General features: G+C 71.9%; 15 protein-coding genes. 7 read left to right on the plus strand and 8 right to left on the minus strand.

Going from position 1 to position 15,204, the window contains the following annotated elements; translation table 11 throughout:
• The first annotated feature begins 97 nt into the window (after positions 1 to 97).
• A complete protein-coding gene (locus ACGGCP_RS06370) occupies positions 98 to 769 on the plus strand; it encodes a GntR family transcriptional regulator (RefSeq protein WP_392961865.1) in 672 nt (223 codons plus the stop codon).
• On the opposite strand, the gene ACGGCP_RS06375 is transcribed toward ACGGCP_RS06370, so the two are convergent.
• Positions 759 to 1,370: a response regulator gene (locus ACGGCP_RS06375; RefSeq protein WP_392961868.1), complete on the minus strand. Its 612-nt coding sequence runs from the start codon at positions 1,368 to 1,370 to the stop codon at positions 759 to 761. The two genes, ACGGCP_RS06370 and ACGGCP_RS06375, sit on opposite strands and share 11 nt — an antisense overlap.
• Positions 1,370 to 2,521, minus strand: coding sequence for a sensor histidine kinase (locus ACGGCP_RS06380; protein ID WP_392961871.1), 1,152 nt, complete (start codon positions 2,519 to 2,521; stop codon positions 1,370 to 1,372). The genes ACGGCP_RS06375 and ACGGCP_RS06380 overlap by 1 nt, the downstream gene beginning before the upstream one ends.
• A 265-nt stretch (positions 2,522 to 2,786) precedes the next feature.
• Here ACGGCP_RS06380 and ACGGCP_RS06385 point away from each other — a divergent pair, with 265 nt between their 5' ends.
• Both ACGGCP_RS06385 and ACGGCP_RS06390 read left to right on the plus strand, forming a co-directional pair.
• Positions 2,787 to 3,365, plus strand: coding sequence for a heme-binding protein (locus ACGGCP_RS06385; RefSeq protein WP_392961874.1), 579 nt, complete (start codon positions 2,787 to 2,789; stop codon positions 3,363 to 3,365).
• Positions 3,365 to 4,117: an ankyrin repeat domain-containing protein gene (locus ACGGCP_RS06390; RefSeq protein WP_392961877.1), complete on the plus strand. Its 753-nt coding sequence runs from the start codon at positions 3,365 to 3,367 to the stop codon at positions 4,115 to 4,117. Before ACGGCP_RS06385 ends, ACGGCP_RS06390 begins: the two co-directional genes overlap by 1 nt.
• A 216-nt stretch (positions 4,118 to 4,333) precedes the next feature.
• Here ACGGCP_RS06390 and ACGGCP_RS06395 read toward each other — a convergent pair whose 3' ends face one another.
• The 4 genes from ACGGCP_RS06395 to ACGGCP_RS06410 all read right to left on the minus strand — a co-directional run bounded on the left by ACGGCP_RS06395 (position 4,334) and on the right by ACGGCP_RS06410 (position 8,040).
• Positions 4,334 to 4,927: a Maf family protein gene (locus ACGGCP_RS06395; protein WP_392961880.1), complete on the minus strand. Its 594-nt coding sequence runs from the start codon at positions 4,925 to 4,927 to the stop codon at positions 4,334 to 4,336.
• Complete coding sequence (locus ACGGCP_RS06400) at positions 4,924 to 5,133, minus strand: acyl-CoA carboxylase subunit epsilon (RefSeq protein WP_392961883.1); 210 nt, start codon at positions 5,131 to 5,133, stop codon at positions 4,924 to 4,926. Before ACGGCP_RS06400 ends, ACGGCP_RS06395 begins: the two co-directional genes overlap by 4 nt.
• A 42-nt stretch (positions 5,134 to 5,175) precedes the next feature.
• Positions 5,176 to 6,186, minus strand: coding sequence for an NYN domain-containing protein (locus tag ACGGCP_RS06405; protein WP_392961885.1), 1,011 nt, complete (start codon positions 6,184 to 6,186; stop codon positions 5,176 to 5,178).
• A gap of 270 nt (positions 6,187 to 6,456) precedes the next feature.
• Positions 6,457 to 8,040 (minus strand): acyl-CoA carboxylase subunit beta, encoded by a 1,584-nt coding sequence (locus ACGGCP_RS06410; RefSeq protein WP_392962061.1) that lies wholly within the window; start codon positions 8,038 to 8,040, stop codon positions 6,457 to 6,459.
• A 45-nt stretch (positions 8,041 to 8,085) separates the two neighbouring features.
• Here ACGGCP_RS06410 and ACGGCP_RS06415 point away from each other — a divergent pair, with 45 nt between their 5' ends.
• From ACGGCP_RS06415 to ACGGCP_RS06425, 3 genes are all read left to right on the plus strand, one after another.
• Positions 8,086 to 8,871: a biotin--[acetyl-CoA-carboxylase] ligase gene (locus tag ACGGCP_RS06415; RefSeq protein ID WP_392961888.1), complete on the plus strand. Its 786-nt coding sequence runs from the start codon at positions 8,086 to 8,088 to the stop codon at positions 8,869 to 8,871.
• 31 nt (positions 8,872 to 8,902) lie between these two features.
• A complete protein-coding gene (locus ACGGCP_RS06420; protein ID WP_392961891.1) occupies positions 8,903 to 9,913 on the plus strand; it encodes a hypothetical protein in 1,011 nt (336 codons plus the stop codon).
• A 198-nt stretch (positions 9,914 to 10,111) separates the two neighbouring features.
• Complete coding sequence (locus tag ACGGCP_RS06425) at positions 10,112 to 10,636, plus strand: PH domain-containing protein (RefSeq protein WP_392961894.1); 525 nt, start codon at positions 10,112 to 10,114, stop codon at positions 10,634 to 10,636.
• 48 nt (positions 10,637 to 10,684) lie between these two features.
• Here the strand turns inward: ACGGCP_RS06425 and ACGGCP_RS06430 are convergent, their stop codons facing one another.
• On the minus strand, positions 10,685 to 11,209 hold the full coding sequence (locus ACGGCP_RS06430) for a GtrA family protein (protein WP_392961897.1): 525 nt from the start codon (positions 11,207 to 11,209) through the stop codon (positions 10,685 to 10,687).
• A gap of 60 nt (positions 11,210 to 11,269) precedes the next feature.
• Positions 11,270 to 13,981, minus strand: a complete 2,712-nt coding sequence (locus tag ACGGCP_RS06435; protein WP_392961899.1) for a sigma-70 family RNA polymerase sigma factor — start codon at positions 13,979 to 13,981, stop codon at positions 11,270 to 11,272.
• 369 nt (positions 13,982 to 14,350) lie between these two features.
• On the opposite strand from ACGGCP_RS06435, the gene ACGGCP_RS06440 reads away from it, so the two are divergent.
• Entirely contained in the window at positions 14,351 to 15,178 is an 828-nt protein-coding gene (locus tag ACGGCP_RS06440; protein WP_392961902.1) for a hypothetical protein, read from the plus strand.
• Positions 15,179 to 15,204: the final 26 nt, after the last annotated feature.

Genomic DNA, 15,204 nt, shown 5'->3' on the forward strand with positions numbered 1-15,204 from the left:
GCCTCAGGTCCCGCCATTAGCGGTATACCACTAATAGCGACCGTATACCGTTGACTTGACCCCGGCCACCGGCCGGGCCCGTGGAGAGAGCGACGTCATGACCCGAGCCGAACAGGTCTACCAGTCCCTGCGCGAACGCATCGTCACCCTCGGCCTGGAACCCGGTGCGCGCCTTATCGAACGCGACCTCGCCGCCGAGTTCGAGGTCTCCCGCATCCCGCTGCGGGAGGCCCTGCAGCGCCTGGCCGCCGACGGCCTCGTCACGACGGTCCCCGGCCAGGGCAGCATCGTCACCGTCCCCACCCCCAAGGACATCGAAGACCTCCTCGACGTGCGCGCCGGACTCGAACCGCTCGCCGCCCGCCTCGCCGCCGCCGGAGCCGGACCCGAAGCGCTCGCCCGCCTCCGCGAACTCGTCCGTCCCCAGGCCGATCCCGAAACGCTCACCGAGGCGAACGCGGCCTTCCACCGCGAGATCACCGCCGCCGCCAACAACCCGCTGCTCGCGCAGATCATGGGGCCGCTCGAGGCACGCATGCGCTGGCTGTTCCACCTCTCGGTCGAACGCGACCCCGACCGGCAGCGCCTCGAGCACGCCGAACTGCTCGAAGCGCTCCAAGCCCGCGACCCCGACCGGGCGGCCGCGATCGCCCTCGCGCACGTCGAGGACGGGCGCGGCCCGACCCTGGAGGCGACGCGGCGGTGGCGCCTGGAAGCCGTGGACGCCAAGGAGGCCACGAAGACCCGGCGCCGCAGGGTCAGCGCCTGATCAGCCCCTGCTGGACCGCGACGGCCACCGCGGCGGTCCGGTTGTCCACACCCAGCTTGGCGAAGATGTGGACGAGGTGGGTCTTCACCGTGGCCTCGGTGACGAAGAGCCGCTGGGCGATCTGGCGGTTGCCCAGGCCCTCCGCCAGAAGCGAGACGATCTCCGACTCACGGGTCGTGAGCGGTGCGCGGCCCGAGCGGACCTGGTCCATGACCCGCATCGCCACCTTCGTCGACAGCGCGCTCTCCCCTCGCGCGGCCGCCCGGATCGCGGCGAACAGCTCCTCGGGCGGGCACGCCTTCAGCAGGTAGCCCGTGGCACCCGCCGCGACGGCGCGGCGCACGTCCGCATCGGACTCGTACGTCGTCAGGACCAGGACGCGCGGCGGCTCGGGCAGGGCCAGGAGCGCTTCGGTGACGGCGACGCCGTCGGGGCCGTCGCCGAGCTGGATGTCCATGAGCACCACGTCCGGGCGCGCGCCGCTGATCGCGGCCTCGGCGTTGTCGGCCTCGCCGACGACCTCCATGTCCGCCTCGCCGTCGACGAGCGCGGCCAGCCCCGCGCGCACCACCGGGTGGTCGTCGACCAGGAACAGCCGCATCATGCCTCCTCGTGGCGCAGCAGCGGGATCGTGGCGGCGACCGTGGTGCCGCCGCCGGGACGCGACTCGACGGCGAGCGTCCCGCCCGCCTTCGCGAGCCGGTCGCGCATGCCCGGCAGGCCGAAGCCCCGGCCCGGCGCGGTGCGGTCGGGGTCGAAGCCCCGGCCGTCGTCGTGGACGTCGAGGGCGACCGCGTCGCCCACATAGGAGAGCGTGAGGACGGCCCGGTCCGCGCCCGAGTGCTCGACCGTGTTCGCAAGGGCCCCTTGGGCGACGCGCAAGAGCACGGCGTCCACGTCCTCGCCCGTGACGGCCGGGACCCCTTCGACGCGCAGGCGCGTGGCCAGCCCGGTACGGCGCTCGGTGTCGGCGCACAGCTCCCGCAGCGCCTCGGGGAGCGTGCGGCCCTCGAGGCGAGCCGGACTGAGGTCGCGCACGAACCGGCGGGCCTCGGCCAGGTTCTCCTCGGCGACCGCAGCCGCCTGGCCGGCGAGGGCGCGGGCCCGGTCGGTCCCCCACGAGCGGTCGGCGGCCTGCAGCAGCATGAGGATGCTGGAGAGGCCCTGCGCGGTCGTGTCGTGGATCTCGCGGGCGAGCCGCTCGCGCTCCTCCAGGGCCCCGGCGCGCAGCTGCTCGGCGGCGAGGGAGTCCTGGGCGGCGACGAGGTCGTCGATGAGCTGCTCGCGTTCGCGGATCTCGTGCTGGAGGGCCCAGAACACGGCCGTGATCATCGCGGCGATGCCGATCGGGGCGAGCACCAGGCTCGGCTCGTCCACGATCGCGACACGCAGCTGCCCCGCGATGACGGCGACCGTGAGCACCGCCGCCGCCGCGACCGTGGCCTTCGCCGGGAGGAGCCGCAGGCACAGGAAGTACAGCGGCACCGCGCACCACGCGAACGACGGCGCGAGGATCACCAGCCCGATGTAGACGGTGAGGACGAGGCCCAGCCACACGTGCAGCGCCGAGCCGAGCCGGTCCCACAGGGCCACGCCGCAGCCGTAGAGGACCGCGAGGAGGAACGCCCCGGCCAGCGCCAGCTGGTACCGGTCGGTGATCTCGTGGCGCACCACCACGCGCGCGGCCGACGCGGCGAGCAGCAGGTAGAACCCCGCGTGCATCGCCCCGTTGAGCCAGGTCCGCTCCCCCACCGCGCCTCCTCCGGGCCAGCCTAGGTGCCCGCGCGCGGGCGTGCGCGGGCTTCGGGATCGAGCGTGCCCGGGCCGCAGGCGGGCCGCATCAATCGAAAGGTTGACGGACCGGGTCAACCGCCCGGCGCGCGAAGACCCGTCTTCGGCTCGATGCCGCGCGGCCGCGTGCGCCGGAGCATTGAGCGCATCGGCGGAAGTCGCCGTGGGGCAGGCGGAGGGCCGGGAAGGCCCGGTCCTCCGCGTCCCGGATCTCGAGGAGACAGCCATGAACGCCACGCCCGTCAACCTTCGCAAGCGCGTCGCCATCGGCGCGGTCACCGGTCTCGCCGTCGTCGGCGGCCTCGTGGGCATCAGCGCCTACGCCTCGCCGGTCGCCGAAGCCGAACCGGTCAACGCCGTCGCCGTCGCCGACGTCCAGGAGAGCGCCGTGACCAGTGCGAACACGCTCACCAACGAGGCCGCGCAGGCCGTGCTCGAAGCCGCGCAGGCGAAGGCGGACGAGCTGGAGCAGCGCGTCACCGTCACCATCGTGGACCGCAACGGGAACATGATCGCCATGGTCAAGGGCGACGGCGCGGGCCCGCAGAGCCCCGACTCGGCCGAGCGGAAGGCCTACACGGCCGTGTCCTGGAACCAGCCGACCAGCGCCCTCGCGAAGAACGTCAACGGCAACGGCCCGTCGATCGCGGACATCCCCGGCACGCTGTTCCTCGCGGGCGGCGTTCCGGTCACTGTGGACGGCGCCCCGGTCGCGGGCATCGGCGTCGGCGGCGCCCCGAGCGGCGACATCGACGAAGAGATCGCCAACGCTGGCCTCGCGGCCCTCGCGGAACTCGACGACTAATGCAGCCGCGCAAGGGGATCGGGCGCAGGGCGGTGATCGCCGCCGGGCTGGGGGCGCTCGCCGCCTGCACCCCGGTCCCCGACGCGCCGCGCGCACCGCGCACCCGCACCCCGGGCCCGGCCCGGACCCCGGCCCCGACCGGCCGCCAGGCCGAGCGGTGGGGCGGGGAACTGCTGGACGCCGCCCGCTCGGGGGATGCCAGGGAGGCGGCGAGGCTCTCGGAGCTCGGCGCCGATATCGAGGTTCAGGACGGGGAAGGCCGCAGCCCGCTGATGGTCGCGGTTCTCGAAGACCATGTGGCCGTAGCGGCAGTGCTCGTGGAACGGGGCGCCGACCCCGACGCGCGCGACGGACTCGGCGACACGCCGTGGGTGAACTGCGGCGTCACCGGTTCGGTCGGGATGATGCGGGCCCTGCTCCCGGCCGGTCCCGACCTGGAGATCCCCAACCGCCGCGGCGGCAGCCCCCTGCATCCGGCGTCCGAGCGCGGGCACGCCGACTACGTGCGGGAAGTCCTGGCCGCCACCGACATCGAAACGGTCATCGACCGCGTCAACTACAACGGCTGGACGGCCCTCCTCGAAGCGGTCGCCCTCGGCGACGGCGGCGGACCGCACCAGGAGATCGTCGCCCACCTGCTCGACGCCGGAGCCGACCGCTCGAGCCGCGACCGCCACGGCCGCACCGCCCTCGAAGTCGCACGCCGATTCGGCTACACCGAGATCGCGGCGCTACTCGAAGCCTCCGCATAGGCCGACCGGTCGATCCGGAACCGCCACGGCCACACTCCGACCGATCGTCCACCGACCTGCTCGAACACCGCGATGTCAGACCCGTGTGGGATCGTCGTCGTATTTCTTCGGTTGGTCGGAGGCGGATGCGGGTGGGAAGGGGCACGCCCTACATCCCGGCCGCCGCCCGGCGGGACCCGGCGGGCTGCCTCCATCGCCGGCCCGCTCCGCCGCCGCTCAGCGCCACAGGCTGTGCAGCGCGATCTCCAACTCACCCAGCATGTTGCGCAGCAACGGCATCGACAGGCCGATCACCGTGCCCGGGTCGCCGTCGATGCGGTCGATGAACGCCGAACCGTAGCCGTCGAGCGTGAACGAACCCGCCACGTGCAGCGGCTCGCCCGTCGCCACGTACGCCGCGATCTCCTCGTCCGAGACCTCCGCGAAGTGCACCTCGGTCCCGGCCGAACGCACGATCTGCCGGTCGGCCGCCACGTCGATGAGGCAGTGCCCCGTGTACAGCGTCCCCGAGCGGCCGCGCATCCGCTTCCACCGCGAGGTCGCCTCCTCGGGCCCCTCGGGCTTGCCGAGCACCTCGTGCCCGAAATGCAGCACCGAGTCGCACCCGAGCACCAGCGAATCCGGGCCGACCAGGTTCAGGACGGCGTTCGCCTTCATCTCGGCGAGCGTCGACGCCAGCTCGGCCGGGTCGTGGCCGATCACGCGGCTCTCGTCGACGCCGGAGACGATGACCTGCGGCTCGATCCCGGCCGCCTTCAGCAGCTCGCGCCGCGCGGGCGACTGCGAGGCGAGGACGAACGGACGACTCAACGGTCCATGCCCCTGCGGGCCGGGACCGCCGCCTCACGCCAGGACCGGCGCACCCGCAGCCTCAGGCCCGGGTTCGACCACGCGGCCCGGCGGCTCGGCGCCTCGGACTCCTCGACCGGGCGCGGCAGGGCCGTGATCAGCCCGACCAGCGCCGCCAGCTCCTCGTCAGAGGGATTGCCACGGACGACCTTGAGTTCCAGACTCATCAGAACCTCGCCTGTCATTCGTCGGTATTCATTCGCCGGTGCTCACTCATCGATGTCGAATTCGCGGTGCACCCGCTCCCAGAAGCCGTCGCGGACCCAGATCCGCGCTTCCGGGTGGTCGCGTAGAGAGTATCCGAGTTCCTTCTCGGCTTCCACCAGCAGCTCCTTGTCGATGACCGTGGGCAGCTGCGGGCCGGGCAGGAGGTCCGCTATGTTGTCCGGCCCCCTGGTCAGGAGCCACTTGTGGCCCACGTACTCCCCGATCTGCCGCACCGTCTCGGGGTCGAGCTTCTCGCCGGTCTGCGTGGTGCGCACGAACTTCGGCCGGGCCGACTCGGCCTGCGCGAGCGCGTCGGCGGCGTTCATGGTCACGGCCACGGACTGGCGCTGGCCGAACACGGCGGCCGGGCTCGGCACGCGCGGCTCCGGCTGCGTCATCGGCGCCCCGACCATGCTGTACGTCGCCGCGGCGGCGGTACCGCTCTTCGTGAAGTACGCGCGCAGGTCCTCGGCCTCGATCGTGGCGACCGTGTCGGACTCCCACACCAGGCGCTCGGCCTGGTTGGTGCCGTAAGGCGGCTCGACGCCCCACAGGTGGACGCGCACGCCGTAGGCCTGCGCGACCTCGACGGCGGGGACCATGTCCTCGTCGCCGGCGAGGAGGATCGCCTCGTGCACGGCGTGGTGGCGGGCGAGCAGTTCCAGGTCGGAGCGGATCTGGGCGTCGACGCCCTTCTGCTGCCCGCGCGAGTTGAGGTTCCCGAGGCGGACCTTCACGAACTCCATGTTCGCGATGACCCGCTGGTCCACCGTGGGGACGCGGTCGCGGGCGGCGTCGAACCAGTACAGGCGCAGCAGCTCGCCGTCGGAGAGGTGGTGGGCGGCCCGTTCGATGAGGGATTTGATGAGCTTCTCGGCGTCGACGCGGTAGTCGCGCCGGGAGGTGGCGTCGAGCAGGAGCTCCGCCGCCGCCGCGTAGAGGTAGCCGACGTCGATCAATATGGCGTACCGCCGGGACGGCAGCCCTGGCAGCATCCCTCCGATAGGTGTCATGGCCCACTCCCAACGTCGGGCGGGACGAATTGTCCCGCTTCCCCCAGCTGTATAAGACGGTACCCGGATCGCACCCCAGGGATGGGAGTGGTGCGCGTCGCTTCGCGTGGCACGGCGGTTTCCCCCGGTCGCGGGCGGGGCGGGGACGGCGGACGCGTGGGGGTCTCACCGGATCGGGTGAGAGGGAACGGAAAAGGGGCGGCGCGGACCGGACGCGCGCACGGCTCGCAAGCGCCGCCGCGGCCGGTCCTCGCCGCCCCCGCGTCCTTGCTACAGCGGGATGTTGCCGTGCTTCTTCGCGGGCAGCTCGTCGCGCTTGGAGGCGTTCATGCGCAGGCCGCGCACGAGCATCGCGCGCGTCTCGCGCGGCTGGATGACCGCGTCGATGAGGCCGAGCTCGGCCGCGACGTACGGGTTGTTCAGCTTCTCCTCGTACTCGCCCATGAGCTCGGCGCGCTTGGCCTGCTCGTCGTCGGCCTTCGCCAGTTCGCGGCGGTACAGGATGTTGACCGCGCCCTGCGAGCCCATGACCGCGATCTCCGCGGTCGGCCACGCCAGGCACAGGTCCGCGCCGACGCCCTTGGAGCCCATGACGCAGTACGCGCCGCCGTAGTCCTTGCGGCACACCACGGTCAGCTTCGGCACGGTGGCCTCGGCGTACGCGTAGATGAGCTTCGCGCCACGGCGGATGATGCCGTCGTGCTCCTGGGAGGTGCCGGGCAGGAAGCCCGGGACGTCCACGAAGGAGATGATCGGGATGTTGAAGGCGTCGCAGAAGCGGATGAACCGCGCGGCCTTCTCCGAGGCGTCGATGTCGAGGCAGCCCGCGAAGTGCATGGGCTGGTTGGCGACCACGCCGACGGGCTTGCCGTCGAGGCGCCCGAAGCCGGTGATGATGTTCTTCGCGAACAGCGCCTGGGTCTCCAGGAACTCGCCCTCGTCGAGGACGGACTCGACGACCTTGTGCATGTCGTAGGGCTGGTTCGCCGAGTTCGGGATGACCGTGTCCAGCGCGAGGTCGTCGGCGGTCAGGTCGAGCTCGAAGTCCTTCGACTCGTACGCCGGGGGCTCGTCGAGGTTGTTCGACGGCAGGTACGACAGGAGGTGCTTGACGTACTCGAGCGCGTCGCCCTCGTCCGAGGCCAGGTAGTGGGCGTTGCCGGCCACCGCGTTGTGGGTGCGGGCGCCGCCCAGCTCCTCCATGCCGACGTCCTCGCCGGTCACGGCGCGCACGACGTCCGGTCCGGTGATGAACATGTGCGAGGTCTGGTCGACCATGATCGTGAAGTCGGTGATCGCGGGCGAGTACACCGCGCCGCCCGCGCACGGGCCCATGATGAGCGAGATCTGCGGGATCACGCCCGAGGCGCGCACGTTGCGGAAGAAGATCTCCGCGTAGCCGCCGAGGGACGCGACGCCCTCCTGGATGCGGGCGCCGCCGGAGTCGGAGATGCCGATGATCGGGCGGCCGGTGCGCAGCGCCAGTTCCTGGATCTTCGTGATCTTCTCGCCCGAGACCTGCCCGAGCGAGCCGCCGAGGACGGTGAAGTCCTGCGCGAACACGCACACCTCGCGGCCCTCGATGGTGCCGTAGCCGGTGACGACGCCGTCGCCGTAGGGCCGGTTGGCCTCCATGCCGAAGCTCGTGGAGTGGTGGCGGCGCAGGCTGTCCAGCTCGACGAACGACCCCTCGTCGAGCAGCTGCTCGAGGCGTTCGCGAGCGGTGCGCTTGCCCTTCTCGTGCTGCTTCTCGATCGCCCGGGGGTTCCCGGTGGCCGCTTCTGAGAGACGCTCGGCCAGGTCGGCGAGCCGCCCGGCGGTCGTGTGGAAGTCGATGTCGGTCACGCTTCGGATCGTATCGACTGCCGCAGTGGTTACGCTATGCGCGTGGACACACCGATGAGAAAGCCACTGGACCGGCACGAGCTCTGGTCGCTGTTGTCGGAGAAGTCCGACTTCTGGACCGAACTCGATGTGGTGCAAGTCACGGGATCGACGAACGCGGACCTCGCCGCTGCCGCCAGGCACGGCGCGCCCGAAGGGAAGGTCCTCATCGCCGAGGAGCAGGCGAGCGGCCGCGGCCGCCTCGACCGGCAGTGGATCAGCCCGGCCCGCGCCGGGCTCACCATGTCCTTCCTCCTGCGCCCCACCCTCCCCCGCGAGCAGTGGGGCACCTTGAGCCTCCTCACCGCCGTCGCCCTCGAAGAGGCGCTCAAAGCCGTGTGCGGCGTGCACCCGAAGCTCAAGTGGCCCAACGACATCCTCCTCGACGGACGCAAGGTCTGCGGCATCCTCGCCCAGGTCGAGGGCAACGCCGTGATCGTCGGCGCGGGCCTCAACGTCTCCCTCACCGAGGACGAGCTGCCCGTCCCCGAGGCCACCTCGCTCGCGATCGCCGGAGCCTCGACCCTCGACCGCGCCCAGATCGCCGCGGCCTTCCTCGCGCACGTCGCGGCCGTCTACGCGACCTGGAACGAGCAGGGCCCCGCGTCCGTCATCGAACGCTGGCGCCGGAATTCGGCGACCCTCGGACGCCATGTGGCGGTATCGTTCCCCAACGGCCGCAACCTCAGCGGCCGCGCCGTGGGCATCGACGGCAGCGGCTGCCTCGAGGTCGCCGCCGAAGACGGCACCGTGGAGACCGTCGCCGCCGGCGACATCGTCCACCTGCGGCCCCAGGACTGAGGGGCCGCGCAGCACAGGGAAGGAGCGGCCATTGGCGGACCGCGCGCACCACGACCGGGCGCCCAGCGACGGCCGCGACTCCCGGTGGGCCCGGCAGCCTCCGGGACCGACCGGCCTCGACCCCGCGTCCGAAGTGCTCTACCGGCTCCTGCTGTCCAAGACCGACGCGTCGGCCTCGCAGCTCGCCGCCGACGCCGGGCTCGACCCGAGCCGGGCCGGGGACCTCCTCATGCGCCTGGTCGACGACGGCTTCGCCACGATGGTCGCCGACTCCCGCTTCCGCGCCGTCGGCCCCGACGCCGTCCTCGGCGCGCGCATCGCCAGCCAGCTCGGCGACGTCCTCGGCGAGTACGAGGCCCTGCGCGAGCTCCTCGAGATCCACCGCACCGGGCCCGGCCCCAGCGGCGAGCAGGGCGGCTGGGAGGTCGTCTCCGGCCCCGCCGCGATCCGCTCCCGCCTGCGCCAGCTGAAGGGCGCCGCCGAGAAGAGCCTGCGCACGTTCGTGCGCCCGCCGATGGTCCTGCCCGTGCCCGAAGCGGCCCTCCACGAGGACCTGCAGGCCCGCGGCGTCTGCCACCGCGTCCTGTTCGACCGGGCGGTGCTCGACATCGACCCGTACTCCGACTACCTGCGGCACGCGCTCGCTTCGGGCGACGAAGTGCGGTTCGCCAAGCGCCTGCCGCTGAAACTGCTGGTCGTGGACGACAAGACCGCACTCATGGAGGAGGCGGGCAGTCGCCCGAAGGCGATCGTGACGAGCAACCGCTCCATCGTGGAGCTCGCGGGCTCGCTGTTCGACCAGCTGTGGTCCACCGGCATCCCGGCGACCTCGGACGCGGGCGGCGCGGAGCGGCTCGACGAGGACGACGCGGTCCTGCTGGGGCTCTTGATCGCCGGGCTGACCGACCAGTCGATCGCGTCGAAGCTGGGGATCGGGCTGCGGACCGTGCAGCGGCGCGTGCGCGATCTGATGGACCTGGCCGATGTGGACACCCGGATCCAGCTGGGCTGGCACGCGGCGAAGAACGGCTGGGTCCCTTAGGGCCGGTCCCGTTGACGCTCGGCCCCTTCACGCTGCGCCCCTTGCGAACGCGAACGGCACACGGGTTCGCGGCTTTCGCCTGAATCGTGGGGCGAACTGCGGTGCCTCGGTGTTGTACTGTGCTTTTGACATCGGTACCAGCGGCGCGAGCCGTGTACGAGTATTGCCCCCGCCCGTTCTCACTCCTGGAGGTCCGCAGTGGGATATCCCGACGATCAGCTCGCCCGCGGTGAAGTGGTCAAGCTGCACACCCGCCCGCACTGGAAGGAAGGCGTCGGCCCGGTCCTGTGGTTCGTCGTCTTCCTGGCGATCGCGGCCATCGCGATCACGTTCACGGCCCGCATCGACGAGTCCTGGTCGATGTGGCTGATCCTCGCCGAGGTCGTCATCTTCCTGGCGCTGCTCATCTGGCTGTCGGTGCTGCCTTGGATCCGCTGGCGCTCGACCCACTACGTCATCACCGACCAGCGCATCATGTGGCGCGAGGGCCTCGTGACCCGCGAGAGCCGCCACATCCCGCTGGCGCGCGTGAACACCGTGTCGTACACCCAGAACGTGTGGGAGCGGATCTTCGGCTTCGGCGACATGAACATCGACTCGGCTTCGGACGACGGCGAGATCAACCTGATCGACGTCCCGAAGGTCGACAAGACCAAGGCGCTGCTGTACCAGCTGGCCGAGGACGACCGCTCGCGCCGCGCGGGCGAGGGCGACGGCTCCTGACCCAGGCGTGACGAAAGGCCCGTGCCGACTCGGCGCGGGCCTTCTGCGTTATTTCGCTTCGGCGAGTTCGGGCTGGTGGCGGAAGACCCAGGTGCGGTAGGCGAAGAACCGGAAGACCGAGCCGAGGCCGACGCCGACGACGTTCGCGGCGATGTTCACGGCGAGGTCGGTGCCGAAGACCTCGGGCCAGACCTGGGCGAGGCCGGAGTTGGCCCACAGGCACGCGAGGGCGATGAGCAGGCCGATGCCGTTGAAGAAGAAGTAGAGCGCGTACTGGCGGTGGGCGGCGGCGCTGCCGCGGCGCTCGCGCCAGGTCCAGTGGCGGTTGCCGAAGAACGCGGCGGTCATCGCGACGACCGCGGAGATGATCTTGGCGTACCAGTAGGACCAGTCGAGGCCGAGGAACATCAGGTTGAACAGCCCGATGTCGATGACGTAGGCGACGCCGCCGACCCCGGCGAAGCGGATGAGCTCGGCGGCGTGGCGCATGACCCAGCCGGTGGCGCGCTCGAACAGACCCGGGATGCCGCGGCGGGCCGGACGCTGCGGCGGAGTCTCAGTGGAGGTCGACATCAAGCCACAGCCTACCTGGAACGGGCCGGGAGCGATACGCCTGAGGACGCCTCACGGTGCTTATCCGGTGGTCTCGTCCCCCACCGGGGCGGCCACCGCGACCACGCCGACGGTGAACGGGTCGTCGCCGCGTTCGAAGCGGATCACGGCGTCCTCGCCGGTGTCGACGCGGTAGACGTTGACGTCGACGCCGAACGCATACCAGTCCGGGTTCTCAACGGCCCCATGGGCATGGCAGGTGGCAGGCTCGCCGAGTCCCTGGTCCCCGGCGCTGAGGCCGTCGCCGCCGCGGTAGCGCGAGCCGCCCCACAGGGTGGCCGCGATCTGGACCTCGCCGCCGTCCTCGACCTCGATCTCGGTGTCGGCCGAGCGCGGCCCGTCGTAGACGGCGACCTCGGTGGCCGGCGCGCCCGGTTCGGCGTAGACCACCGTCAGCGACCAGCCCGCCCAGCGCCGCTCGACGCAGTCCGCGCCCAGGTCGATCGGCCAGTGCTCGCACTCGGAGGTCGGCAGCGCGTGGTTGTCGGTGGCGACCCAGTACTCGCCGCCGCCCGTCACGAGGTCGGTGACCTCGACGAACGCCTGCTGCCCGGGTTCCATGCCGCGCACCGCGTCCGCGCTCAGGTCGGTCCAGGACCCGCCCGGCCCCGCGAGCGCGACCTCCGTCGGCAAACTGTCCTCGACCCCCGCCCAGTACAGGCCCGCCCACTCGACCGCTGCGCCGCCGGGGACATCGAGCACGGCCCCCGAGACGGCCTCGCCTTCACGGCCCGGCGGCGCGGTCTCTGGCTTGTACGCCTTCATCGGCCAGTGCTCGCCCGCGCCGATCTGGACGGCCTCGCGGCAGCCGGGGACCGAGCACGTCAGCCAGGTGTTCCCGGCGGCGGTGACGCCGGTGGCGTCGACGCTCGCGAACCCGACCTCGCTCCCGGCGGGCGCGATCGGCACCTGCAGCGCGGTGGTCCCACTGATGCCCGGGCCCTCGACCGCGACCTCGAACGTCTGGTAGCCGCTCACGTCCTCGCCGATCAGGATGCGCACGTTGGCTTCCGCCGGGTCGGGCATCGCCTCGATCGCGCAGTGGACGACCGCGCCGTCCTCCGCGCAGGTCCAGCCCGGATCGGCGGACTCGGAGGCGAGCGTGATCCCGGCGGGCATGGTGATGTCGAGCGTGACGCGCTCAGAGGCGGCAGTCTGGCCCCGGCCCTGCCGCACACCCGTGACCTCGGTCCAGGCGGCCGCGCCGTCCCCGCTTCCGGCGCTCTCAGCGGTGACGGCGCCGTCGCGCTGGTCGGCGGACGCTTCCGCCGCTCCCCCGGACCGCTCCGTCGCGGGGGCGTAGCCGCCGCCGCGCCGCTCGGCCGCCCCGGCGCCCGGGTCCGCCTGCGCTGCTTCCGTTTCGCTCGGGTCCGCTTGCCAAGATCCCGTCGCGCTCGGGTCCGCCGACCCGGATTCGGTCGCCGACCGGTCGGCGACCGGCGCGTAGCCGCTGCCGCTCGGGGCTTCGAGCTTGATCGGGAGGACCGCCTCGCCGCCTGCGACGAGGCCGCTCGAGCCGAGCCCGTGCGCGATCGCGTAGGCGGCCGGGGCGGCGGCGGGCGGCTCGGACTCATCCTCGGGTTCCGGGCTCGGTTCGGCCGGGTCCTCGGGTTCAGGCTCGGGGTCCGGTTCCGGCGGCTGCGGACCCGGCGTCTGGGGCTCCTCCTCCGGCTCGGCCGGTTCGACCACCGAGTCCTCGGGGGCGGCCTGCGGCTCGGGCTCCTCCTCGTCGCCGGTAAGCGCGAAGACCGCCACGGCGGCGGCGACCGCCACAGCCGTACCCGTGGCGACAGTGCCCTTGGTGCCCAGCTGCTGCACGATCCGGCGGATCCAGTTCGCCACCGCCTTGAACGGGGTGAACAGGAACGCGAGCGCCCCGCCGAAGGCGATCCCGGCGGCCGAGACCGCGCCCGCCGCCAGGTACGGCGAGGCCGCGCCGCCGAGGAAGATCACCGCGATGACGCCGCGGAGCCCTGAGTTCAACTCGGTGAGCTCGGCGAACAGCAGGTTGCAGGTGACGCACGAGTCGAGGTGGTCGTCCACTTTCGACGCGTCGCGCTCGCCGAGCTTGCCGCGCACGCGCGCGCCGATGCGATCGACCGTCCAGCGGCACTCCTCGCGCGGCGAGTCGGCCGCGTGCTCGCTCAGGTAGTTCTGGCGCAGCTTCTCGCGGGCGCGGTAAGCAAGGGCGGAGACCCCGTTCGGGGTCATGCCGAGCATCGTGGCGATCTTGGCCGGGGAGTCCTCCTCGACCTCGGTGTGCCACAACACCATCCGCCAGCGCTCGGGGAGCTTCCCGAAGGCGAGGGCGGCGTAGCGGCGCTCTTGGCCCTCGACGGCGGGGTCGACGTAGATCTCGCCGGAGTCGTGGGCGGTGATGTCGTCGGTGAACTCGACCTTCTTGTCGCGGCGCACGCGGTCGTAGAAGGTGTTGCGGAGGGTCTGGAGCATGTAGGGCCGGAAGGCGAGGTCGGGGCCGCCGCCTTCGCGGAAGGTGTGGAGGAGCTTGGCGAACGCCTCGGAGACGAGGTCGTCGGCGCCCGCGGGGTCGCGGGAGAGGATGCGGGCGAGGCGGCGCGCGGAGTGGACGTGGCGCTCGTAGAGGACGGCGTAGGCCGTGGTGTCGCCGCCGCGGGTGGCGGCGATGAGCTCGGGGTCGGAGCGGGTCTCGGGGCCTTCGCCGGGCTCGGGGTCGAGGTGGCGGGAATCGCCGGCGGGGACGGTCTCGGGCATCGTTCGCCGGTGCTCCTTCCATGTTGCGCCGAGCTCGTACGATCGGGGGGCTCGGGTTTGTTCGCTCGCGGGCCTTCGAGTGGAGGAATACTCGTTGTCCCCGTAGACGAGCCTTCCTTGACTTAACGATCGAGTACGCCTCGAGTTGCGCCCGTTCAGCCGTTCGGGCAAGGTTCCGGCGAACTGGACATTGCTGCGAGTTTAGGGCAAAAACCCGGCATAACTATGAATTGTGATGTGATTGTGACCAGGTGTGATCGTATTGGGACTTCCCGCCCTGGTTCCAGTCAACTGTCGGAATTACGTCAGGCGATTGCGTACAGTTTGCTAACGCATTCCCGGCCGACAACGACGCAAGGGAGGTGAACGATGCCCGCATCGGTCCTGCTCGCGCTCCTCGCCGCCACGGCCCTGCTGGCCCTGACGCCCGCGCTGGTGCGCCGCTACGACCCCGACGAGCGCATGATCGCCGACCGGGCCTCGTCCGACGCCCGCGTCCTCGACCGCGAAGGCCACCGCCCCACCCGCCCGACCTCGCACGACACCGCCGACCTCGGCCTCGAAGCGCACAGCCCCGACCAGGCCCGGGACGGCCACTCCCTCGACGAACTCCTCGACGGCCAAGGCCTTCCCGCGCAATCGAACTCACGCGGGTGGGAGCGGCGCGGCACGCGCCGCGGCGACTCGGTACGGTTGGAGGCCGACGAGTCGTACTCCGGCGAGGACCCCGAGATGCACGAGCAGGCCAGGCTCCGGCAGATGCGCGCCGAATGGTGGCGGCGGCGGCACCGCCGCATCCTCTACGTGCTCATCGCACTCACCGTGCTCGAACTCGCGGGTGTCGCGATCGCAGGCCCCGGCTTCTGGATCGGCGCGGGCCTCTCCGCGGCCGCCCTCGGCGGCTACGTGTACTTCCTGCGCGACCGCGCCAAGCGCCGCCGCCCCCGCCGCAGGCCCAAGGCGATGATCACCGCCGAGCCCGAGCACGACGAGGTCGGCCCGCCCACCTACGTGCCCGAGCAGCCCGACGGCGACGAAGACGACGAGGACACCGTCCCGCGCGAGTCGTACCTGTTCGAGAACGGCACGCTCGGCGACGAGCCGTCCCCGCCGCCGCGCCCGGACCCGCGCCGCCCCGACGGCCCCGCCGGGGTCCGCGGCCGCTCCTACGAGGCCCCGGCGAAGCTCGAGCGCTAGCGCCAGTGTCGTTCCATGAAGCAGAG

The sequence above is a fragment of the Glycomyces sp. NPDC048151 genome (genome assembly GCF_043202775.1).
Taxonomy (GTDB): domain Bacteria; phylum Actinomycetota; class Actinomycetes; order Mycobacteriales; family Micromonosporaceae; genus Glycomyces.